Source organism: Mesorhizobium sp. ESP-6-2 (genome assembly GCF_020164675.1).
In the GTDB taxonomy this organism is placed as follows: domain Bacteria; phylum Pseudomonadota; class Alphaproteobacteria; order Rhizobiales; family Rhizobiaceae; genus Mesorhizobium.
Genome location: NZ_JAIUGT010000003.1, coordinates 195,710 through 218,361 on the forward strand (window position 1 = coordinate 195,710; position 22,652 = coordinate 218,361).

Annotated in this window: 19 protein-coding genes and 2 tRNA genes; 12 read left to right on the plus strand and 9 right to left on the minus strand. The window is 58.6% G+C overall.

Annotation, left to right across the window (positions count from 1 at the left end; translation table 11 throughout):
- Positions 1 to 353: 353 nt before the first annotated feature.
- A complete protein-coding gene (gene tyrS, locus LB532_RS10490) occupies positions 354 to 1,607 on the plus strand; it encodes a tyrosine--tRNA ligase (RefSeq protein ID WP_140637876.1) in 1,254 nt (417 codons plus the stop codon).
- A gap of 7 nt (positions 1,608 to 1,614) precedes the next feature.
- Here tyrS and LB532_RS10495 read toward each other — a convergent pair whose 3' ends face one another.
- Positions 1,615 to 5,004 carry a DUF3971 domain-containing protein gene (locus tag LB532_RS10495; RefSeq protein ID WP_140637875.1) on the minus strand — a complete coding sequence of 1,130 codons (3,390 nt, stop codon included), beginning with the start codon at positions 5,002 to 5,004 and terminating at the stop codon, positions 1,615 to 1,617.
- A gap of 95 nt (positions 5,005 to 5,099) precedes the next feature.
- On the opposite strand from LB532_RS10495, the gene LB532_RS10500 reads away from it, so the two are divergent.
- Positions 5,100 to 5,567, plus strand: coding sequence for a peroxiredoxin (locus LB532_RS10500; protein ID WP_140637874.1), 468 nt, complete (start codon positions 5,100 to 5,102; stop codon positions 5,565 to 5,567).
- Positions 5,568 to 5,746: 179 nt separating this feature from the next.
- A complete protein-coding gene (locus LB532_RS10505; protein ID WP_140637873.1) occupies positions 5,747 to 7,051 on the plus strand; it encodes a M23 family metallopeptidase in 1,305 nt (434 codons plus the stop codon).
- A 36-nt stretch (positions 7,052 to 7,087) separates the two neighbouring features.
- Here LB532_RS10505 and LB532_RS10510 read toward each other — a convergent pair whose 3' ends face one another.
- Positions 7,088 to 7,255 (minus strand): hypothetical protein, encoded by a 168-nt coding sequence (locus tag LB532_RS10510; RefSeq protein ID WP_224556763.1) that lies wholly within the window; start codon positions 7,253 to 7,255, stop codon positions 7,088 to 7,090.
- Positions 7,256 to 7,403: 148 nt separating this feature from the next.
- Between LB532_RS10510 and LB532_RS10515 the strand changes: the two genes are divergently transcribed.
- The 6 genes from LB532_RS10515 to LB532_RS10540 all read left to right on the plus strand — a co-directional run bounded on the left by LB532_RS10515 (position 7,404) and on the right by LB532_RS10540 (position 12,669).
- Complete coding sequence (locus LB532_RS10515; protein WP_140637872.1) at positions 7,404 to 8,567, plus strand: ROK family transcriptional regulator; 1,164 nt, start codon at positions 7,404 to 7,406, stop codon at positions 8,565 to 8,567.
- Positions 8,567 to 9,331 (plus strand): ATP-binding cassette domain-containing protein, encoded by a 765-nt coding sequence (locus LB532_RS10520; protein ID WP_140493903.1) that lies wholly within the window; start codon positions 8,567 to 8,569, stop codon positions 9,329 to 9,331. The genes LB532_RS10515 and LB532_RS10520 overlap by 1 nt, the downstream gene beginning before the upstream one ends.
- Positions 9,332 to 9,370: 39 nt before the next feature.
- Complete coding sequence (locus LB532_RS10525) at positions 9,371 to 10,411, plus strand: sugar ABC transporter substrate-binding protein (protein WP_140637871.1); 1,041 nt, start codon at positions 9,371 to 9,373, stop codon at positions 10,409 to 10,411.
- A gap of 105 nt (positions 10,412 to 10,516) precedes the next feature.
- Positions 10,517 to 11,512 (plus strand): ABC transporter permease, encoded by a 996-nt coding sequence (locus LB532_RS10530; protein ID WP_140515772.1) that lies wholly within the window; start codon positions 10,517 to 10,519, stop codon positions 11,510 to 11,512.
- Positions 11,509 to 12,294, plus strand: coding sequence for an SDR family NAD(P)-dependent oxidoreductase (locus LB532_RS10535; RefSeq protein ID WP_140637870.1), 786 nt, complete (start codon positions 11,509 to 11,511; stop codon positions 12,292 to 12,294). Before LB532_RS10530 ends, LB532_RS10535 begins: the two co-directional genes overlap by 4 nt.
- A 171-nt stretch (positions 12,295 to 12,465) precedes the next feature.
- On the plus strand, positions 12,466 to 12,669 hold the full coding sequence (locus LB532_RS10540; protein ID WP_140493912.1) for a CsbD family protein: 204 nt from the start codon (positions 12,466 to 12,468) through the stop codon (positions 12,667 to 12,669).
- 560 nt (positions 12,670 to 13,229) lie between these two features.
- Here LB532_RS10540 and LB532_RS10545 read toward each other — a convergent pair.
- A tRNA-Asp gene (locus tag LB532_RS10545) sits at positions 13,230 to 13,306 on the minus strand.
- A gap of 217 nt (positions 13,307 to 13,523) precedes the next feature.
- On the opposite strand from LB532_RS10545, the gene LB532_RS10550 reads away from it, so the two are divergent.
- Positions 13,524 to 13,599 (plus strand) — tRNA-Val (locus LB532_RS10550).
- Positions 13,600 to 13,996: 397 nt separating this feature from the next.
- On the opposite strand, the gene LB532_RS10555 is transcribed toward LB532_RS10550, so the two are convergent.
- From LB532_RS10555 to LB532_RS10565, 3 genes are all read right to left on the minus strand, one after another.
- A complete protein-coding gene (locus tag LB532_RS10555) occupies positions 13,997 to 15,673 on the minus strand; it encodes a hypothetical protein (RefSeq protein ID WP_224556765.1) in 1,677 nt (558 codons plus the stop codon).
- A complete protein-coding gene (locus LB532_RS10560) occupies positions 15,670 to 16,110 on the minus strand; it encodes a hypothetical protein (protein ID WP_224556767.1) in 441 nt (146 codons plus the stop codon). The genes LB532_RS10555 and LB532_RS10560 overlap by 4 nt, the downstream gene beginning before the upstream one ends.
- 364 nt (positions 16,111 to 16,474) lie before the next feature.
- Positions 16,475 to 16,759: a hypothetical protein gene (locus tag LB532_RS10565; RefSeq protein WP_224556769.1), complete on the minus strand. Its 285-nt coding sequence runs from the start codon at positions 16,757 to 16,759 to the stop codon at positions 16,475 to 16,477.
- Positions 16,760 to 16,870: 111 nt separating this feature from the next.
- Here LB532_RS10565 and LB532_RS10570 point away from each other — a divergent pair, with 111 nt between their 5' ends.
- Entirely contained in the window at positions 16,871 to 17,107 is a 237-nt protein-coding gene (locus LB532_RS10570) for a helix-turn-helix domain-containing protein (protein WP_224556771.1), read from the plus strand.
- Positions 17,108 to 17,296: 189 nt separating this feature from the next.
- Complete coding sequence (locus LB532_RS10575) at positions 17,297 to 19,966, plus strand: TIR domain-containing protein (RefSeq protein ID WP_224556774.1); 2,670 nt, start codon at positions 17,297 to 17,299, stop codon at positions 19,964 to 19,966.
- Here the strand turns inward: LB532_RS10575 and LB532_RS10580 are convergent.
- The 3 genes from LB532_RS10580 to LB532_RS10590 all read right to left on the minus strand — a co-directional run bounded on the left by LB532_RS10580 (position 19,963) and on the right by LB532_RS10590 (position 22,648).
- Positions 19,963 to 21,063: a tyrosine-type recombinase/integrase gene (locus tag LB532_RS10580; protein ID WP_224556776.1), complete on the minus strand. Its 1,101-nt coding sequence runs from the start codon at positions 21,061 to 21,063 to the stop codon at positions 19,963 to 19,965. The two genes, LB532_RS10575 and LB532_RS10580, sit on opposite strands and share 4 nt — an antisense overlap.
- Before the next feature lie 195 nt (positions 21,064 to 21,258).
- On the minus strand, positions 21,259 to 22,191 hold the full coding sequence (gene rbsK, locus LB532_RS10585; protein WP_140637844.1) for a ribokinase: 933 nt from the start codon (positions 22,189 to 22,191) through the stop codon (positions 21,259 to 21,261).
- A gap of 4 nt (positions 22,192 to 22,195) precedes the next feature.
- Entirely contained in the window at positions 22,196 to 22,648 is a 453-nt protein-coding gene (locus tag LB532_RS10590) for an RbsD/FucU family protein (protein WP_140637843.1), read from the minus strand.
- Positions 22,649 to 22,652 lie beyond the last annotated feature (4 nt).

Below are 22,652 nucleotides of genomic sequence, written 5' to 3' on the forward strand. Positions count from 1 at the left end.
GTGGGGCTCTGTCGTCGGATATGGCATTGGGTGGATGCCGTGCGGTGCCGCTTGGGGTCGTGGGCTGCAAGGACCTTTTGGCGCGCGCCTCATTACGCCAGCACAAACAATGAAGCAAGCATCCGCGCCGAGAGGCGGCTTGCGGCGTTTCAACAACAAGTGATTGCCAAGCCCCTGGTCGAAGCGCGATCGGGCGCAAAACCGGATTCCACTTTTGCTGATCGCGAGTCCCGGGCTAAAGCGCGATCGGACGCAAAATCGGATTCCACTTTTGCTGATCGCGCTTGGGTGCTAAACGCGCGCGTTCATATACGTCCGTACCGGATCGGCCGGACGCTTTCGGGAAAGAAAAAATGCCTGCCTTCAAATCCGATTTCCTGCGCACGATGAGCGAGCGCGGCTTCATCCACCAGACTTCGGATGATGCCGGGCTGGACGATCTCTTCGCCAAGGAGACGGTGACGGCCTATATCGGCTTCGACGCGACCGCCAAAAGCCTGCACGCCGGCTCGCTGATCCAGATCATGATGTTGCACTGGCTGCAGCAGACGGGCCATCGGCCGATCGCCCTGATGGGCGGCGGCACCTCGATGATCGGCGACCCTTCCTTCAAGGATGAGGCGCGCAAGCTTCTGACACCGCGCGACATCGACGACAATCTCGCCGGCATCCGCCGCAACTTCATGCCGTATCTCAAATTCGGCAGCGGCCCGAATGACGCGATCATGGTCAACAACGCCGACTGGCTGATGGAGATCAACTACGTCAATTTCCTGCGCGACGTCGGCCGTCACTTTTCGGTCAACCGCATGCTGGCCTTCGATTCCGTCAAGCTGCGGCTCGACCGCGAGCAGTCGTTGTCCTTCCTCGAATTCAACTACATGATCCTGCAGGCCTATGACTTCGTCGAGCTCTACAAGCGTCTCGGCTGCCGTCTGCAGATGGGCGGGTCCGACCAGTGGGGCAACATCATCAACGGCATCGATCTCGGTCACCGCATGGAAGACGCGCAACTTTATGCGCTGACGACGCCGCTGCTCACCACCTCGTCGGGCGCCAAGATGGGCAAGTCCGCCACGGGCGCGGTCTGGCTCGATGCCGAGATGCTCTCGCCTTACGAATTCTGGCAGTATTGGCGCAACACCGAGGACGCCGATGTCGGCCGTTTCCTGAAACTCTATACGACGCTGCCGTTGGACGAGGTGGCGCGCCTCGAAAAGCTCGGCGGATCCGAGATCAACGAGGCGAAAAAGATCCTCGCCACCGAGATCACCGCCTTGCTCCACGGTCGCGGCGCCGCCGAACAGGCCAGCGAAACCGCACGCAAGACGTTCGAGGAAGGTGCCCTCGCCGAGACGCTGCCGAGCGTCGAGGTTGAGACCGCCAAGCTAGAGCCCGGCGTCGGTATCCTGTCGCTGCTGGTGACCGCCGGGCTGGCGGCATCCAACGGCGAAGCGCGGCGGCATGTGCAAGGCGGTGCGGTGCGGCTGAACGACCAGCCTATCAGCGATGATCGTCGCACGGTCACGCTTCAGGATTTGAGTCCGGAAAACGTCGTAAAGCTTTCACTCGGCAGGAAAAAACACATTCTGGTGAGGCCGATCTGAGATCGCTTCACCGGTACTCGAAGATCGACCTGAATATCCCGGGCGCGATCACCGAGAGCGGGTTGATGTCGAGCAGCGGCTTGTTGGCGTTGCCCTTGAGCCGGTAGGTCACGCCGATCAGGCCGCGGTCGCGGCCATTGCCCAAAAGCGCGCCGACGATGGGCAGTTCACCGAAGATGCGGTTGAGGCCATAGACCGGCATGAAGGTGCCGGTCATGTCCATGTTGTTGTTCTGGTCGTAGAGCGTGCCCTGGAACGTCGTGCCGATGCGGGGACCGCGCAGCACGCCATTGGCCAGCTTGAGATAGCCGCTGCCTTTCTCAATCTCGGCGTAGCCGCGTTCGAACTGTACCCGTGAGGTGTCGAGCTTGCCCTTGACCGCCTGATTGAGGCTGCGGCTGTCGCCGGCCGGCGTGGTCGAGACGATGGACGCGAGCTTCGGTTCATTGACAACGAAGAAGTTCGTCGTGTCCACCTTGCCCTTCATCGGCCCGTCGCCCGCTCCCGACAGGGCCAGGGCAATCGCCCCACCTTCCATGTGCTCGTAGATGTTGAGGAACCTCAGTATCGCACCGGCGTCCGCCGACTGTACGTTGAGTGAGCGCCGGCCGGCGCTGCTCGTGTTGCTGATGGCAATGGCGGCTCCCGAACTTGCGGTGGCGCTGACCTTCAGCCCGTTCACCCTCGAGCCGGCCGCGCTGTAGTCGAGCTTGAGATCGGACAATTGCTCGTCGTGGAAGCCGGTCAGCCGATCGACGTCGGCGCTGACGGAAATCGCGTCGGCGCCCGTCGTCTTGGTCGCGGTGTCGACGTCGGAGGTGAACTGCTTGATCAGCGAGCGGGCATCCAGGGCATTGCCGCTGATGTTGACTGCATAGCCCCTGCCCGATCGCTTGACGGACACCGCCACGTCGTCGCCCCGGTTCAGGGCGACTTTGCTGAACTTTGCCGAGGACAGGGCACCGTTGACCAGCACGATGTTGCCGTCGACGGAGAATGTCTTGCCGTCTAGGTCGAAGTCGGACAGCGTCGTGGTATCGCCGGACGTGGTCATGACGAATGTAGCACTTGCGGGAATCCCTGCCCCCTTGCTCCATCCAGCCCAGGGGATGTCGAGCCTGGCGTTGGTCAAGTCGGCCGAGACGTTCTGGTTGCCCTCGCCGCTCTTGTCGATCGCGACCTTCACGGTTCCGCCCAGCAACGGGGCCAGCCCCGGCATGGCGGCGGCGCGGATCTTGTCGTCGAGCACCAGGGCCACCTTGCGGCTGCGTGCCGGTCCGCCATTCTCCAGCGGCTCGATCAGGTCGAGTTCGGCGGGAATGCCGTTCAGGGAAGCCTTGGCGGAAATGACAGCCTTTTCAGGGTCGACCGTGACGGAACCGTCGGCATCCGTGACGGTCTGGCCTTCGAACGGCTTGGCCAATGAGAGCCCGCTGTAGTCGAGCGATACCAACCAATCGAGCTTCGAGCTGTCGACGCCGGATTGCAGCGGAATATCGGCCCTGACATGGCCGGTGACGCTGCCGGACAGGTCTTCGGGCAGGAAGCCGACATGGCGCATGGCATTGATCGGCTCGTAGGAGGCAAGTTCAGCGACCGCGGACGCTTCGCCGGCAACGTCGATGTCGAGTGCGCCGACGACCGGCGGGCGGTTGGCCGCCTTGACGGTCAGCGTGCCGTTGCTGGCCGCCACGGTGCGGCCGCTGGGCATGAAGACGGTGCCCGAGGACAGGGAGATATCGACGTCATTGCCGTGGAAGGCGACGACACCGACGGCATCGCGTATCGGCGGGATGCGGCCAGCCGTGTCGAAACGCGATCCTTCGATCTGGAAGCGGCCGAACACCTCGTCGGCGGAAAGCGGCACGCCATTGCCGAGGCGATCAGGCACCACCTGGAATTGAAGATTGGCATCGACGACGCGGCCGCCGAACAGATTGTCCAACACCCAGAGCCGCGCATTGCGCGCCGAAAACCATGGCCAAAGCTGCTTGACGTGCGAGACCGGCATGTCGTGGACGTTGAGCGCCAGATTGATGCCGGGAGCCTTGCCGTCAACGAACTCCACGGCCGCGGTTCCAAGGACCTCGCTGGAAGCGGCGGACCGGACTGCGATCTGATCGGCTACCAATTTATGGCTTTTGGTCTGGTAGACGCCGGCGATGCGGGCAAGGAAGGTGAGCGCCGGCTCCGGCGATTCCGAAGGCGCCAGCGTCGAGCCGTCACTGGTCAAATCATATCGGTAGGCCGGCTCCTCTCCGGCGGCGCCGGTCGCGGGCCTGGGCCCAATCGAGCCAGCGAAATCAAAGGTCGAGCGGCCGGTTTTCAGCAACAGCCTGTCCACCTGGATCTTGTTGCTGCCGCGGACGAGCGTGGCGTCGAGATCGACATCGGCCGACAGCAGGCCACGCGTGCCGAGATCAAGCACCGATCCCCTGGACGACAGGGCGGCCGTCAGCCGCGACGCGGTGTCGCCGGCTCCTTGCGACCCTTTGAGCGTCACGCTGAGCGCGCCCAACTTGCTGCCGGGCGCCGCGGCGCCGCTCGCGCCACCGTCTTCGGCGATGCCGACGGTGGCATCCAGCGATATCACGCGCCGGGTCTCGGCATCGCGGCTGGCGGATGCGGCGACGGTCACCGCCTTGCCGTCGACATTTGCCTGCGAGGAGAACTCCATGCCGCCTGTCCCCGACTGCAGGACGACGGCGTCGGCGACGGTGATCAACCTGACCGCCTCGGTGTCGGGCAAGACGAATGCCACATTGTGAAGATCGATACGGTGCAGCGATTCCTCGCGCACCGCATCGAGAGCGTGATTGATGTCGGCAAAGAGCGCATCGGACAGTTTTTCGGGATCGATCAGCCCGTCCCGATTGCGCAGCTCGGCCGTCCAGTCGCCGCCCGACGGCATCGCCGCGGCAACGATGCGCGCATCGGAAATCCTGGCGCTTGTCAGCCGCACCTCGCCTCGAAGCAGCGGCAGCAGGCGGATGCCGAAACGCACCCTGCCCGCATCGGCCATGGGCTTGCCGTCGCTGGCCTTCAGGCTGACGTCGCTCACCTGGAGCGCGACGAAGCTCGAACTGTCGAGGGTGATGCGGGCGGGCCCGACCGCAACATCGACATCGACACCCGCCAGCTTCTCGATGGCGGCCTCGGCCTCGACGCGCAGCCGGTCGGCCCCTATTCCGGAGACACCGATGAGATAGACGGCCACTGCGGCCAGCACCACCAGCGCAATGGCGCCGGCAAACAGCCGCGAAAGGACGCGAAAGCCGCGCCCGATCGCCGCTTGGCCGAGAGGCGGAACGCGGCAAGCCGACGGCAACGCGCCCAGGTCGGTGATTTCATCCCGCCTGAACCTGATCTTCTCGTGCTGCGGTTGCTCCTGATCCACGCAATTTTCCGTTCTACGAACTCGCTCGTGGACGAATCCCCGCTCGACACTATATCGGTGTGGCTTCGCGCGTAACCTCAAACAAGGGCATGGATATGGCTGACCTCAATGTGGGCGATCCCGCGCCACAATTCGAGTTGCCGCGGGACGGCGGCGGTTCGCTCAGCCTGGCCGGCTTTGCCGGCAGACCTGTCGTCCTCTACTTCTACCCACAGGACGACACCACCGGTTGCACCGCCGAAGCGATCAGCTTTTCGCAGCTGAAGCCGGAATTCGAGAAGGCCGGCGCCGTCGTGATCGGCCTGTCGCCCGACAGCGCCAGGAAACACGACAAGTTCAAATCGAAATACGATCTTACCATCGACCTTGCCGCCGACGAGGAGCGCAAGGTGATCGAGGCCTATCATCTTTGGGTCGAGAAATCGATGTATGGCCGCAAATACATGGGCGTCGAGCGGGCGACGTTCCTGATCGGCCGCGACGGGCGTATCGCCAGGATCTGGCGCAAGGTCCGCGTCAAGGGCCATGCCGAGGAAGTGCTGGAAGCTGTTCGCGCGCTTTGAGACCTAGAATCGCCTCCCCGCCCATGCCTTGTTTTCAGAAGGCGGCGCGAAGATTTCTCCCACAACCCCATGCTCGTTTTGCGCGCAATCCTTGCCGACGCCTTGCTTCGGCAAAGCTTTGTTAACCTTAATAATGTGTAGTCGGGCTGTCGTGGTGTCGTAAACGAAAGCTTGGTCCCGTGAACGCAACCGGTCAGTCCGCGATCTTTGGCAGGCGCAAGGAACCGCATACAGTCATCATCGCCCGTGGCAGCGAGATCAGGCACTTCACTATCCGGCCCTGGCTGGTTGTATTTCTCGGTTCGGCGCTGGCGGCGATCTCCATCGGTTACCTGCTGGCCACCTCCTATCTCGTGCTGCGCGACGACCTGATCGGCGCCACCACCGCGCGCCAGGCGCGTATGCAGCAGGCTTACGAAGACCGCATCTCCGCATTACGCGCCCAGGTCGACCGCATCACCAGCCGGCAATTGCTTGATCAGCAATTGATGGAAACCAAGGTGAGCGAGCTTTTGGAGCGCCAGACGCAGCTCAGCCAGCGCCACGGCCGCCTCGGCCCGCTGCTGGACCGCGCCGAAAATGAAGTCGGCGCAGCGACGGCCGAAGATCCGGCAGTGCCGGCAAAGCCTGACAAACACGCAGAAGTAACCGGCAGCATCGCCCAGCCTGCTCAAAGCTACGCGCTGGCCAGCCTCGGCGCCGCCCTTGGCGCCGCCGACACCAGACCGTTCTCCCTGTGGGCTACCCGCTCCGATCCGCTGCCGAACGATTCAGCCGCCGATCGTGCCGACAAGCTGTTCATTTCGATCAACAAGTCGCTGAAATCCATCGAGAACGACCAGCTCACGCGCATCAGCATACTTGCTGACAACGCCTACAAGAATGCCGACGCCATAACCCAGGCGCTCGAGGCGGCCGGGCTGCCGGTCGACAGCGACTTCGGCAAGAACGAAAACGATGTCGGCGGACCGCTGATCCCGCTCGACAGCTCGATGTTTTTCGACAGCAAGGTCAAGGAACTGGACGAGGCGCTGGACACGCTCGACCAACTCAAGAAGGAAGCACGCCGGCTGCCGCTCGCCAATCCCGCCCCCGGTCATTCCGTCACCAGCCCGTTCGGCGTGCGCACCGACCCAATCCTCGGCACGGCCGCCCTGCATTCGGGAATGGACTTCAGGGCGCCGATCGGCATGGCGGCCAAGGTCACCGCGCCAGGCGTGGTCACCAAGGCCGGCTGGAATGGCGGCTATGGCCGCATGGTCGAAGTCGATCACGGCAACGGGTTTGCCACGCGCTATGGACATCTCAGCGAAATCGACGTGACCGTGGGCGAAAAAGTGGATGCCGGCGCTGTCATCGGCAAGACCGGCAGCAGCGGTCGCTCGACCGGGCCGCATCTGCACTACGAAGTCCGCCACAATGGCGAAGCGATCGATCCTTTGCGTTTCCTCACGGTCGGCAAGAAGGTCGCGCAGTATCTCTAACGCACGGGCCCAGGCAGCCGCCATCCTGCGCCGTCTTCATTGCTTTTTCGCATCCTTGTCGCCGTTCGGGGCTTTTCCCTTGCGGGGCGACCGCAAATTGTCGAAGCCCATATAGTGGTCGGTATCAGATGTATTCCATCTGCCGCCCAGGCAGATGATGGCAATGGCCGCGGCGAAGATCAGCAAGACATAAATCTTATCCATGTCCCCTATCTAGGGCACGGTGATCAGCCGGACAGCCGCCGGCCTTTCTGCCGTCGCGGGCACATCACTCAAGTGCGGCACATTTTTGAATTCCATTTGACTGAATAAATGTTTGGTGCCAACCTTGCGTCAACCGGGGACGCAAGGCATGGCATTGCGAGGGACCAATCAGGAGTTCGGGCGGCCGTACAACCGGCGCATCGTGCTCGAATCGATCCGCCGGTATGGCCCCATCGCCAGGGGCGACATCGCCAGGCATGTCGGGCTCACCGTCCAGACCGTGTCGACCATCGTTCGCGAACTGGAGGAGCAGGGCTACGTCCTGTCCGTACGCGAGGAGCCGAAGGGCCGTGGCCTGCCACCGGCGACGCTGCGCATCAATCCCGAGGGCGGCTATGCCGTTGGCATCCACCTGACGCCGCTGGGGATCGACGCGGCGCTGATCAATCTCAGCGGTGACGTGATCGACAGCTTGCACCGCGAGGCCCCCAACGCGACGCCCGATCATGCGTTCGACCAGGTCGGCGCCATGGTCCGCGAGCTTACCGGAACGCGCGCCGCGGGCCGTGTCATCGGCATCGGCATGGCGCTTCCCGGCCCGTTCGGCGTGGACACTATGAGCTTCATCGGGCCGACCACAATGGCCGGCTGGAAGGACGTGGCACTGCGCGAGCGGCTAACGGCGGCGACGGGATTGCCGGCCTTTTTCGACGGCGACATGGCAGCGGCCGCGATGGGCGAGCGCCTCTACGGCATCGGCGCCCAGCATTCCGAATATTACTATCTCTATTTCGGCGTCGGCCTTGGCAGCGCCATGATGCATGACGGCAGCGTGCTGCGCGGCGCCTGGGGCAATGCCGGCGAGATCGGCCATATTCCCGTCGTTCCCAATGGCGAGCTTTGCCCGTGCGGCAATCGCGGTTGCCTTGAACGCTATGTCTCGCTCGAGGCGCGGGGACGCTGGAAGGGCAGCGATGCCGATTGGGTCGCCGAGGTCGGCCCGATCTTCCGCAACGCCATAGCCATCATCGAGAACCTTTTCGACCCCGAGACGGTCGTGCTCGGCGGGCTGGCGGCGCCGGACCTGCTCGAACGCCTGGCGAGATCGGCTGCGCCTCTGCACAATTCGGTTTCCGCCCGCAAGGACCGCAAGACGCCGCGCATCGTCGTCGCAGGCGGCGGCCAGCATGCCGTGCTGCGCGGCGCGGCCGCATTGGCCGTCTCAGGCGTGTTGTCGCCGCGCTTCGGCCAGATGTTCACCGCCGGGCGCGAACGCGGCCGCGATATCCTGACGGCCAGGGAGGTTGCCTGATGAGCGAACCCTTGCTGGTGCTCGACAACGTCACCAAGAACTATGGCGCGATCCAGGCGCTGAAGGGCATAAGCTTCTCGATCGGCAAGGGCGAGGTGGTCGCGTTGCTGGGCGACAACGGCGCCGGCAAGTCGACGCTGGTCAAGATCATCGCCGGCGGGCTGGAGCCCACCTCCGGCCGCATGCTGTTCGAAGGCAAGGAGTTCCTCGCCAAATCCCCCGCCGAGGCCAAGGCGGCTGGCATCGAGACCGTGTATCAGGACCTGTCGCTGTGCACGAATGTCGACGTGGTTGCCAATTTCTTCATGGGGCGTGAGATCACGCGCAAGGTGCTTGGCATTCCAGTGCTCGACGAGCGCGCGATGGAGGCCGTGGTCGGCAAGGCGCTTGCCAGTGCCGGCACCCGTATTCCGTCATTGCGCACCAATGTCGAGCATCTCTCGGGCGGACAGCGGCAAGCCATCGAGCTCAACCGCTTCGTGCACTGGGGCGGCAAGCTGGTGCTGCTCGACGAGCCGTTTGCAGCGCTTGGCGTCGAACAGACGCGGCGCGGTCTCGACATGATCCGCCAGGTGGCGAACCAGGGCATCGGCGTCGTCATCATCACCCACATCATGCAGCAGGCCTTCCAGGTCGCAGACCGGATCGTGGTGATCCGGCAAGGCGTCGTGGCCGGCGATGTCGCACGCAACAAGACAAGTCCCGATGCGGTGATCAACATGATCACCGGAGAGACGCTTGCCGGTGCCGGACCGGCGGGCTGAGGGACAAAAGAGGGGTCCGGCACTAGAGGAGCCAACGACATGAAACGAATACTTCTTTCTGTCCTCGGTATCCTGGCACTGGCAGTTGCCACGCTCACGCCGGCATTCGCCCAGTCCAAGGGTACCGTCTACTACATGGTGCCGACCTTGCTCGACGAGTTCCAGACCGGCTCGGTGAGCGCGCTGGAACTGTTCCTGAAACAGGTCGGCTACGAGATGAAGACGCTGAATGCCGACAACAAGACCGACGCCCAGCAATCGCAGATGAACGACGTCATCGCGCTGAAACCGAAGGCGATCATCCTGGCCGCCGTCGACTTCAACGCGCTGAAGCCGTCGATCGAGGCCGCGCGCGCGGCCGGCATACCTGTCGTGGAATTCGATCGCCAGATCACCTCCACTCCATCCGACTTCACCTCGGTAGCCGGCACTGTCGAAATCGGCCACGTCGCCGCCGAACAGGCCGAAGCGCTGCTGAAGGCCAAGAACGGCGCTGTGAAGGGCAAGGTCCTGCAGGTGCTCGGCGATCCCGGCGATCCCTACACGCTCGACATCCAAAAGGGCTTTGAAGAGAAGATGAAGGCGTTCCCGGACGTCAAGATCATCTCGCTGCCTGCCATGCAATGGGAGGCCAGCAACGCCGGCACCATCGTCGCCGACCAGATGCTTGCCAACCCCGACATCGACCTGATCTTCAGCCACGCCGCGCATCTCTCGGTCGCCGCCGTCGCCTCGCTCGAGGCCGCCGGCAAGAAGCCGGGCGACGTCATGCTGATGAGTTCGAACGGCGCGCCGGTCGGCCTCGACCTGATCCGCAAGGGCTGGCTCAACGTCGAAGTCGAACAGCCGCTCTACGCGCAGGCCGCGGCCGTCGCCATGTTCATGGACAAGGTCGTCAACAAGCAGGAGATCAAGCCCGGCGACTATGACGTGCTTGGGCTCAAGTCAGTGGTGACCAAGGAGGCCTGGGGCCCGAACATCAAGATCCCGGGTGCCGCGATCACCAAGGAGAACGTCGATAATCCGGCCTTCTGGGGCAACCAGAAGCCGCCGACGGACACCGTGAAGCCCGTCGAATAAGCCTTCCCCAGAACGGTTCCGGGCCACCCGCCCGGAGCCGCCCTGCCCGGCAGAATTGCCCGGCATAGAGCCGCCGCGGCATTCGAACCCAAACCGGATCAGCCCATGAGCCCCCGCACCCGTCAAATCCTCGAGTTCGTCCTCGATAATCTCGTCTGGTTCATGCTGGTCTTCGTGCTGGTGGTGTTCTCCCTTTTCATTCCCAACTATTTCCAGCTCGGTATTTTCGCCAACATCATCGAAGCCTCCAGCGTGCTGGGCGTGATGTCGATCGGCCTGGCGCTGGTCATCATCGCCGGGCACATGGACCTGTCGGTCGAATCGGTGGCCGCGCTCAGCGCCATGGTGGTCGGCATCCTGTTCTGCTCTTCAGGCATCGGCCTTGGCGTGCAGTTGCACCCGGACTGGCTGATGGTGCCGGTTTCGCTGCTGCTGGCGCTTGCCGTCGGCGGCATCATCGGCGCCTTCAACGGATTCCTGGTCGTCAAGGTCAGGATGAGCGCCTTCATCATCACGCTGGCTTCCTACATCTGGGTGCGCGGCCTGGTGCTGGTCATTTCGGGCGGCCGCTCTGCGCAGGATCTGGCGCCTGCCATCCGCTGGTTCGGCATCCAGCGGCTGATCGGTCTGCCGCTCACCGCCTGGATCGCGATCGCCTGCTTCGTCGTCTTCTCGCTTATCATGGCCAAGACGCCTTTCGGCAGGCATCTGGTGATGATCGGCGGCAACGAGACGGCGACCTTCCGTGCCGGCATCCGCGTCAACCGCAACCTGATCATCGCCTTCGTGCTCGCCGGCGCCATAGCCGGCCTTGCCGGCTGGCTGCTCGCGATCCGCACCTCGGGCGCCACCGCCAATCTCGGCGTCGGCCTGCTGTTCAACGCCTTTGCCGCCGTCGTCATCGGCGGCGTCAGCCTGAAAGGCGGCGTCGGCACCTTGCCCGGCGTCTATGCCGGCGTGCTGCTTTTGTCGGCAATCAACACGGCGATCAACCTGATGGGCCTGCCCGCCAACTTCACCCAGGTCATTCACGGCTTGCTGGTGCTGGCGGCGGTCCTGCTCGACGCCTTCAAGCAAACCATTCGCCAGAGGCTAGCATGACCGTACGGCCAGAGACCGGAAGACTGTCCGGCAAGGTGGCGCTGATCGTCGGCGCCGCGCGCGGCATCGGCAAGGGCATCGCCCAACGTTTCGCTGAGGAAGGCGCCAGGCTTGTGCTTGCCGACACCGAGATCGAGGTGGGGCGAGCGACGGCCAGTGAACTTGACGCCGCCTTCATCGGCACGGATATCTCGCTTTTGGCCGATGTCGAGGCCGCCGTCGCGCTGGCGATCACGCGCCACGGCCGCCTCGACATCATCGTCCAGAACGCCGGCATTTATCCCTGGCAATTGCTGGAGAACACCAGCCCGGACGACTGGGATCGCGTCATGGCGGTCAATCTGCGCGGCAGTTTCAATGCCGCCCGCGCCGCACTGCTGCCGATGAAGGCGCAGCGCCGTGGCCGCATGCTGTTCACCTCCTCGATCACCGGACCGCACGTCACCAGTCCCGGCCACGGCCACTATTCCGCGACCAAGGCAGGCATAAACGGGCTGATTCGTTCGGCGGCGCTCGAATTCGCCGGCTACGGCATAACCGTCAACGGCGTCGAACCCGGCAACATCCTCACCGAGGGAATGGAGCTTCACCGGGGTGCTGCCTTCATCAAGAACATGGAAGACGCCATTCCGCTCGGCCGGCTGGGCAGCCCGCGCGACGTCGCCAATGCCTTCCTGTTCCTGGCCTCCGACGATGCCAGCTACATCACCGGCACCACGATTGTCGTCGATGGCGGGCAATTGCTGCCGGAGGGGAGCGACTTCAGGCTGGCGCCGCCGTGAACAGCCCGTGAGGGAAACAAGAAAGCCGGCGCACATCGCCACAGATGCCAAGCGCAGTGATGCCAAGCGCAGCCGCAGCGTTCCCCCTGGCGGTGATCGATGGGGATTGGGCCCAGCGGAACCTCATGGCGCTACACCCGTTCTTCATGTGTGATTCAGGAGATAGCCACAATGGATTGGAACCGCGTCGAAGGAAACTGGAAACAGGTCAAGGGTAAAGTCAAGGAGCAGTGGGGCAAGCTCACTGATGATGATCTCGACCGCATCGCTGGCAAACGCGATCAGCTTGAGGGCATTATCCAGGAACGCTACGGCATCGAGAAGGATCGCGTACGCCGAGATGTCGACGACTGGTATAGTCGGCAGGGCTGGTAGATAGCAGAGCTGCCATAAAAGGCCTCTTTACCGAGAGCCGTTATGCCTACGGTGGGCGGGCTCCCCCGCCCTTCCTGGCAATCCGCATGATGGCGCTCGCCACGCAAAAGCACAACGTCTACACCTCCAAGATCTGCGGCCAGAAAGCCGATATGCGCCACCTACCCCGGTGGATGAACAGCCGGATCATAGGCCTCTTGAGATCGGCTAGAACTCGCGCAGATGTTCCGTTATCGCGGAATATCGAACCACAAGGTTTTCCGGCATTATACTTCCTGGCGGACCCCAACCCGCCTGGCCGGCGTCCTGCAAGTCGGGTTTACCCCACCCGCCCCCAAAAAAGGGCGCCGGCCACCTAGGCTCGGGAAGGTGGCTCTTGCCGCCTTGATCGACAGGAGACGCTTCACTGTCTGAATGGGCGTTTTTACAAGTAGGCTGCCGTTCGGCGCGTCGGATCAGGTCCCAGATACGCAAGGTCTGGTTCTCTCCGGCAACAAAATATTTTGACATTCAACGTCAACATTTCTCCAAAGCCAAGGGTTTGTTTCCCTTGAGAGAAATGGCGCGAGTGACGGGGCTCGAACCCGCGACCTCCGGCGTGACAGGCCGGCACTCTAACCAACTGAGCTACACCCGCGCATTGACGAGCACGTGTCAGCCGTGTTCGTCGTTGGGGCGCTGGATAAGGGGTTCGCCACCGGGTGTCAAGCGCACGAAACCATCATAACATCAAACTGGAGAAGGTTTTTTGACGGCCGGCGTTTTGTTCGCAAATACGGCCCGCAACCACGGCGTCCCACGCTCATTTGGCCTTGCGAAGCTGGCCCCGACCGCTTAAAGGTCCGGCCCGGAGCGGGCGATTAGCTCAGTTGGTAGAGCGCTTCGTTTACACCGAAGATGTCGGCGGTTCGAGCCCGTCATCGCCCACCATTTTAACCTTCGTGGATTAGCGCTCTTCCACTCCCAAAAACCGCTGATAAATCAGTTGCTTGCGCAATCTAAAACGTTTTTGGTCGAGCGTCAAACAAGTTTGACTGACTGGAGCCAATCGCCCGCGTATCAGCGCCGAATCGCCAATTCGTTGTGACCCTAGTGTGACTGCGATATTTGCAGCTTGAGTCGGTGCAGGCTCGATTGTGTAGAGGGTGGAGGGTGATAGGTGACATGCCCGGGGGTACCGTTATGTGTACACAATGCCGCCCCGAGCGCCTGTTTTTGAAATCTGTAAACTTTCAGCATACGACTCAAATCGGGGTGTCGGTTTTTGCCGAGGATTGATGAGTTTACAAAAGGACTGTGATTTTGCTCTACACCGCCTTTGCTCGCCTCACAGAGCGGTCCCACAGTTGTTTCTTTCCCTTGGGAGACCTTCGCTACCGGAATATGCTGCCTGCGCTCTGGGACCGGTTTCCCGGAGACCGCCGCCTAGGAGGTCAACCCATGTGATTTTGGTGTTCTGCCCCGAAGAGCCTATCTTCGCGTCACCAAGCAGTTTCTCCCTCAAGCGGTAGCCTTCGTACTCGGGCATCTCCTTCATTTCCAGAAAGAGTTTCATACCGAGGTTGTGTCGCTCGTCTCCGCCTAGCCCTCCCTGGTCTGCCAACAACTCATCAAGCAGGCTTGTGGAGCGTGTTAGAGATATCGTCATGCCTCTCATTCTCTGCTGATAGGCGTCGAGCATTGTCGCGGACATTTCGTCAGCAAGGCCCTCTGGGACAATGAAACTATCGTGGATGGGAAGGACGGGAATTCCCCTTTCCATCATTCCTAGGATCACGTCTTCAGCAATGTCAGAATCCAACCGTTGAAGCCTGATACCTTCGCCAGATCGAAAGTACTCTGCGATGGGCCGGTGCTTCTCCAAGATCGCCTGTTGGAGGTCCTTCCACGATATCCCCTCAGGGAGTGCTGACTTGGACGGAGCTCGAATTCGCCCCGGAGCGTTGATTATCGCAAGCGTAGTTGCCTTCACCAGAGGACGTAGCTCGGATGGGAGACCGTCGATAGCGTAGGCGTCTCCTTCAAGCTGTTCGCCTACCTTCGCGTAGAGCATCGCCAGTTGCATGCTCGAAAAATCCACTTCGACCGTGGGCATGCCATTGATGGTTATGAAACGACGGTATTCCTTGGGAACGTTTTGCCACCACCCACCGTAGAACCGCCCTCCATGATCGAAGCTGCCGTCGTTGAAGATGCGATACAGCCTGTTGGCAGAAGGTAGGTCGATCAGACGGGAGTCAGACTGAAACGAACCGAGTTCGTCTTGATCTTGCTCTTTTCGCTTCCCCAATTCGTCGATCTCATCGTCGGTGAGGAACAGATTGATTCGTGCTTGGGCCTGGAGGAATGAGTTGTAGCGACGTAAGCGAGATTCCATCTGATCGGTTTCGGGAGTTGGTTCGAAGTCAGCGAAACCTGAGTCCTTTCTTGAAGACCCCTTTCTTAGGCGTATAATTGGAAGGCTTTCTTTCTGAAAGATCGACTCAAAGTTGGACGTGTAGAAGTCTATACTAAAAGTGTTCCTAGTAATGGATTGGTTACATGGCTCTTGATATCTAACTTCTTTAACGTTGTCTTTTATGAATTTCATAACTTCGTCTAATAGTATTTCTGATATCCGTAACTCGGTAGGGTATCCAACTGCTCGCTGCTTGTCGAAATTTCCACCCCTTCTATGGATAAGCGGAAGACTGGAGCGTGCAAGGAAGTCCACAACCTTACGAATTGCCCGAATCCCAAGTCCGAGAGGATTGAATGGTCCCCTGGGAAACGCATCGTTGCTCAGATCAATCTTGATTCCGAGAGACGGTTGCAGGGCGTACGATCTAAGAAGATTGGCGAGGATCACGCTTAGGGCCGTCTTGATATTGTCTACTGCGTGCTCTCGCCTTCGCTTCCCTCCTTCCTTGGCTATCCTTTCGGCTATCGGATGTAGGAACGATTCAAATGATAGAGACAGCCTCAAAGAGCGATCAAGCCAAGGGGAATTGCCGTTGTAGATCATAGCTGCACCCAATCCGGCAACTGAGCCAATTGAGATTCGATTTCAGGAGGTATAGCTCCAACCTTGTCTTTGATTGCACGTCGCAGTCCCGTTTTTGATCGGCAGAAACTCTTGCCGTCCCAAGCTGGCCTACCGCCGAGATAGCCTTTTCGCTTTTGTAGAATCCACTGAAGCCCCTCCGGACATACGATCACTCTCCAAGTATCGTCGATGCGCAGAACCGTGTGCGAATAGGTATCACTTCTTTCCCTGTTTTCTAGATCAGAGAGCGGTCCCAGAGTTGAATCTGAATTCCGCTCCACCATCTGTGGCTGGATAGGCTGACTTGGCGGGGGATTATCATGCTTTGAGCTATATAGAGGGCCGAAAAATCTAGCAGAATATTGCCTTATTAGAATTTCAAACTGTTCTGTGCTCAGTGATTTAAAATGAAACATATAAATTATCCTTCTTATTGTTTGTGGCGCAATATTCCCTGCCTTCCGCCTTGCGGTAGGTGATTAGGATGAATAGCGCATTTGAGGAGGTTTCGGGCCGCTTCAGTCGGTCCGCAAAATAGAAAGCAGAATCTAGCTTCTATAGTATAATTATATCATGAAATCTTATGGCTGTCAAATATGTGTTTGGCCTTTGACTGCACTATGGCTTAATGTACTGGGAAAATGTCTCCCCATGAGCGTCCAGCGCCTTCTGTCTCATAGACGGGTCCCACAACTGCGTTGGGGCATTCGGGGCTATAGCATGCGATTGATAGATCGTCGCTCTATGGGACCGCTCTGGGGGCGCGAGATACGAAGGCATCTATTGTAGGTATGGCAGCCAGAAGGGGGCGAGATATACGACCAGTGCAGCCGCACCATACGCTACGGCTATTGTCCCAGCGACCCATGCACCGATGACCAGAACCCAAGCGATAAACCTGGCCAGCCGCCATTGAAACATTTCGTCGCGAGTCAATGGAAGGTTCCACCCGGGGGGATAGAACAGCTCTTCTTCCTTGGCCTTCTTCGGGCGCCCATTGCCAATGCGTAGGTATATCCGAATGGGAAAAAATGATCGGCGTGGTTTGGTTTTGTCGTCGCTCATCAATTCATCCCCCGCCCCAGCCCTCCAAAATGCTCAGCACCATATCCCCAATCGCACGATACATATTAAAGTTGATAAACTCAGATTGCCTAACCTGCAATCCGTCCGCGCATGGACATGCGGAGTTTGGTCGGACGGAACTTCTCCCGGCTGCGTCGTGAAAGAGGCCTAACCCAAGAGGACGTGGAAGCACGTTCAGGTTTCAGTCAGCAGTATCTCAGCGACCTTGAACGGGGTAAGCGCAATCCAACCGTCATCACCCTGTACGAATTGGCCCAAGCGATTGGCGTGAGCCATGTCGACCTTGTTCGCCCTGACGAAGAGCACGATGGCCTAGCGTCTTTGTAGCCCTTTCCGACGTGTTTCCTTTTATTTCCTAATGAGATCGAGACACGTGGACCGGGCGAAAGGACAAGCAGGTCGGCTGCGGCATGAGTGCTTTTGGCGGCAATTTGATCATACTGCCGGACAACGCCTTAAGGGTGTTGAATAGGAACGGCTAACCACCTAGCTTGGCAGCGCGCTTTGGGGGAATCAATGACATCACCGACTGTCTTCATATCCTATAGCCACGCCGATGAATGGCTTAAGGACGAACTCATTACGCATCTGTCTGCGCTCAAGCGCAATGGCATGATCAACGTTTGGCATGATCGTCTGATACCACCCGGAGGGATGCTCAACGAGTCAATCGATGCGCAGGTAAATTCCGCTGATGTATTCCTTTTCTTGATAAGTCCGAGCTTTCTGAGTTCGGATTATTGCTTTCACAAGGAATACGAGATCGCTAAAGGGCGCCATAAATCCGGTGAGGCCGAAATTGTACCTGTGGTAATCCGGGAATGCGATTGGGATGTGGGCGGCTTGAGGGACTACAGGGGTCTCCCGCGTGACGGGGTCGCGGTAACCAAAAATGCTGGCTCGCGCACCGACGCTCAACAGAGGGATGGCGCCTGGTTGAATGTCGTAGAGGGCCTCAAAGAGGTTATCAGCAATGTAAAAAAAAAGCTTGAGCCCCCAAGCCTTTCAGAAAATTACAAAGAAAAGCTCTTTAAAGTTGACTTCATTCGTCACCCAATGCTTGTTGATTTTGACGAGCGTTTAATTTTTGTCGATCCTGATATATATTACGAGAATGAAAAAGAACAGCTAACGAGTTTTGAGCAATTTGCACAGGTCGTTCTTAACAGCCAAATTTCAATTGTTACCGGAGGAGATCGCTCAGGAAAGTCTCTTCTTGCAAAGAAAACACAGACTTTTCTTGATAGCAGTCAGCAGCCATCAGTCCTAATTAAGGGAAGGTCTATTAGAAACGCGGACATCGATAAACTTATCAAGAGCACGATTGACGCTCAATACCAAAAGAACGAATATAGCGCGTCAAAATATTCTGTAGTTATCGACGACTTTGATGAGTGTACGCTTACAGATAGGATAAAAGAGCAGATAGTAATCAGGCTGACCAACAACTACAAAAGAGTTGTTCTTCTGTCATTTACAAGTGCGACTTCCGTTCTTTTTGCCTCTGATGACCTTCCTGATCCTCACATCCTGAATATTAATCAATTAGCCAATGACAAAATATATAGCATTGTCACGAAATGGAAAGCTATTGGCACGCAATCCGGAATAATAATAGAAGATAAAGAGGTGCTAATAGCCTATGAGAAACTTCAGCTCATATTCGATCAGTCCGAAATCGAGAAATCTGCCTATTCGTCTGTTACCTTTTTGGAATTAATGGAAAGCGCTGCTGGGGGCGATATCGCAATTTCGTCTTTCGCCTCATGCTACGATACTCTTGTTACCAATCGACTTCAGAGAGCCGGCATAGATTGGAAAACATTTGACGAAGCCAAGAATTTTCTTGCAAACCTCGCTTATAGGGCTTTTGTCGATAGTGAATCGAAGGTAGTCACGGCGGAAATATTCGAGAGCGTGCTATCTACTTTCGAAGAAAAATACCTATCGTCTAAGTCGGCCCTAAGGAAAATGGCCCTTTCATCATTTTTGATGCAAGACGATGATGGGTACTATGAGTTTCGTGAGGAGTATCTTTGGTTTTTTCTTTGTGCACGTTATGTCGCGAAGGAGCTTTCGCGGGAAAATAAAGATGATTATGTCAAATTTGTTTCACGCTGCACCAAAAACATATTTCATAAAAAGTTTGCTAATATTGCGATTTTCATCGCCTATTTCTCAGGCGACGACCTCGTCATTACGTGCCTTATAGACACCCTTAAAGGACTTTTCTCGAAAGCGGAAACTTGGCAGCTTACCGACGAAGTTCGCGACCTTATGTTGGGCATCGTTTCGGATGAACGTCTGATTATTTATGTTGGTGCTGATGTCACAGAGAATAGAATCCAAATTCTGAAGGAAAAAATAAGCGATATTATTGGCGACGCCATGAAGGTTGTTGCTCAATACACACTCCCGTTCTTAAGCTCAAATATTGCTGACTCTGAATTTGTTGAGGAAATCAACGAGAGAGAGATTGACGCTGATTCGTATATGCGCAGTGTTAACGCATTGCTAAGGACGCATTCTGTTTTGGGACAAATATTGGCGACAAGAGCAGGTACTTTTAGCGCTAGCGTTCTCCTAAATTGCATTACGAATATGGTGCAAGCGAGCGGCCGGTATGCTGCACTAAACCACGCAATTGCAACGATCTTGATCCACGAGGATGAAGAGACGGTCAGGGACGTTCAAAACGCAATCTCAGGCGATCATTCGATAGACGATAAGCTTCGGAAGGTTCGCAGAATCTTTGCGTTTTGGTCTGTATATCTTTCGCAAGCTGGTTTGGCGCGTTATTTGAGTAATGACCACGCTATACGTGCGCTTGAGAGACTGGTTGAAGATTATGAGTCCGGCGGTTCATCTGACCGGGAGGTCCCGTTTAATTTCACGAGCGTATTGGTGATTGCGAGGCTCTATAGCACTGGGCGAATAAATAGGACTGATATAGACAATTGTATCAAAAAATATGGAGAAAATAGCGCAATCTTGCATCTTCTCCGGGTGGCAATTCATATCTATACCTACTACATGCCGCTAGAGATCGAAGAAAAGCAATGGTTGTCTGCCAAGTTGTCGATCCCTGTTAGGCGCATCGAAACGCAGAGGTTTCGCGCCTCTGACGTGGGCAGGGCCATCATAAGATCGACTAGAACGGTTTTGCCTGACCCAAAGAGGGATTAGAGGAGCGGGAAGCTCTTGGCGTCCGTCGCGATTGGCAAATAGCTTTCTGGCTGGTCACAAAGTGCCGAATGGTTCGCGGATGGTGCTGCGAGCTTCTCTCTGACAGCGTCTTGGTTGGCGTGACTGTATCTCATCAGTTGGGCAAGGGTTCTATGACCAGAGATCGAAGCTACCTCAGGAACGGTCAGCCCGCGCTCAAAGAAACGGGAAATCGCTTCGTGTCGCAGATCATGGAAATTCAGGTCATCGATCCCGGCCCGCTTGGTCAGCCTGTCCCATTGGAGCCTCATGGCCACAGACGTAGTTGGAAAAGCCAGATCGGTCGGCTTGGTGTCTTCCGTTCTGAATGCAGCTAGGATTGCTACTGCCCTGGCTGTCAGAGGGATCACCCTTGAATAGCCGCTCTTTGATTCAGGGATGACCAAGGAACGGCGTTCGAAGTCTACGTGGCGAAATTGGGTGGCGAGGATTTCCCCGCGTCTCATGGCTGTCTCCAAGGCAAATATGATGATAGGAGCGACAAGCCTGTTCTTGCACCACTTTGTCGCCTCAAGGAGCCTTTGGAGTTCGCCGGAGCGAAGCCGCCTTTCCCGCTTGTTGTCGGTCACCTTGAGCTTTAATCCGTCAAGAGGATTTCTGAGTGGGATTTCCCATTCGACCGCAGCATGGCGGAACATATGAGAAAGGGGAGAAAGCTCGCGTTTCAGGGATTTGGGAGTGACTGGCTTGTCTGACCTGTGCTTCGGCTCTTTCAACCGTTGATCCCTGTAAGCCGCGAAATCAGCCGTGCTCAAGTCGCCGAGCGTCCTTTGGCAGATCGTATATCGGAGGAAGCGGTTTAATAGGATCGTCTCGACTACCGAGCCCTTCTTTTTGGGCAAGACCTCATCCCGATACCGTACGACCAGATCGGCTAGGGTGACCGATTTGAGTGTCTTTCTGTCCGGTCCTAGCTCATGCCTATCATGTTGACGCTCAATCGTCCTGGCCCATTCGGTGGCGTCGGCCTTTGAGATGAAGGACTTCGAATGGACGGGGAATCCTTGGCGCCTGATTTGGACCTGCCATTTGCCGTTGCGCTTGCGAAAAGTAGCCATTTTTAGCTCCGGTGTGACTGTGCTGTGACAGCAACCGATCGGTCAGGTTTGGAGCTAGAGAGAGCAAAGCTAGGTCTTTGATTCCAAAAGGGTATTTATCCTATCGGATTGAACCCTTGTGTAGCGAGCGCTTCGTTTACACCGAAGATGTCGGCGGTTCGAGCCCGTCATCGCCCACCATCCAGGCCTTTCATTTCAAGCACCCCTCGCCAGTAGCGCCTCCACCTCGTGCAAGTCCGGCATGGACGGCGCGGTGCCTGGCCTCGTCACCGAAATGCCCGCAACGGCGCAAGCAAAGCGCACAGCTTGCAGGGGCTCCACCCCACGCGACAGCGCGGCGGCCAGGCCGCCATTGAAGGCATCGCCGGCTCCCGTGGTCTCGACCACCGGGCCGGCGCTGACGGCGGCGACATGTTCGGACCGATCCCTCGAGTGCAGCAATGCGCCTTTCTCTCCCAACGTGACGATGACGGCGCCGGCGCCCTTTTCGAGCAGCTTGCCGGCGGCTGCGCGGGCGTCATCGACCGAGGCGACCTTCATGCCGGTCAACTCCTCCGTCTCCGTCTCGTTGGGCGTGAGGTAGTCGCAGAACGAATAGATGCGGTCGGGGAGCCTGGCCGCCGGAGCCGGGTTGAGGATGGTCGTCACCCCTGCCCCGCGCGCGATCTCCAACGCCCGCAGCGCCGCCTCGATGGGCTGTTCGAGTTGCGTCACGAAGACGCTGGCGCCACGAATCAGTTCGGCATTGGCCTCGATGTCGTCGGGCGAGATCAACATCGCCGCGCCGGGGCTGACGATGATGGCGTTGTTACCGGTGCCCTCCTCGACAAAGATATAGGCGGCGCCCGTATAGCTCTCGGGCGTGTCGATCACGGCATTCTTCACGCCGGCGTCCTTCCAGGTGCGCTTGGCCATGTCGGCGAAGGGATCGACGCCGAGGCGCGTAAGAAAGGTTACATCGGCGCCGAGCTTACCGGCCGCAACCGCCTGGTTCGAACCCTTGCCGCCGGGACCGAGGGTAAAGGATGTTCCGAGGATCGTCTCGCCCATGCGCGGCTGCCGCGCGGCGCGATAGGCCGTGTCGGCGACGAAGACTCCGAGGATGACGATCGGCTTGCCGGCCACCATGCCGCTACTCCGCATCCGGCGGGACCACGCCCTTGCGGAAGGCAAAACAGCCGTAGAAACGGCGTTCGCCGGTCTGGATAACGCAGTAAGCCTGCTTGGCGCGCTCGTAGAAAGCGTAGCGCTCGACCGGCAGCATCGGCCATGGCTTCCCCTCGGCGGCGTCGATCTCCTTTTGCACTTCCTGCTGGACGGGCGGGATCTCGTCCGGCTTGCCGACGATCTCCATGCGCGCGGCCGAATCGTCGACGAACGTATCCAGCGGGTAGAGCGACAGCACCGCCTTCACGACTTGCGCCGCCGGCGCGTCGATGCGCAGCAGCCGCCCGAGCGCCGTCTGGCGCGCCACCGAATCGGAGGGGAAGTTGGTGTCGGCGATAATCAGGTCGTCGCCGTGTCCCATCGCCCGTAGTGCCCGGAGCACGTCGGCATTGAGGAGCGGATTGATCCCTTTGAGCATGATA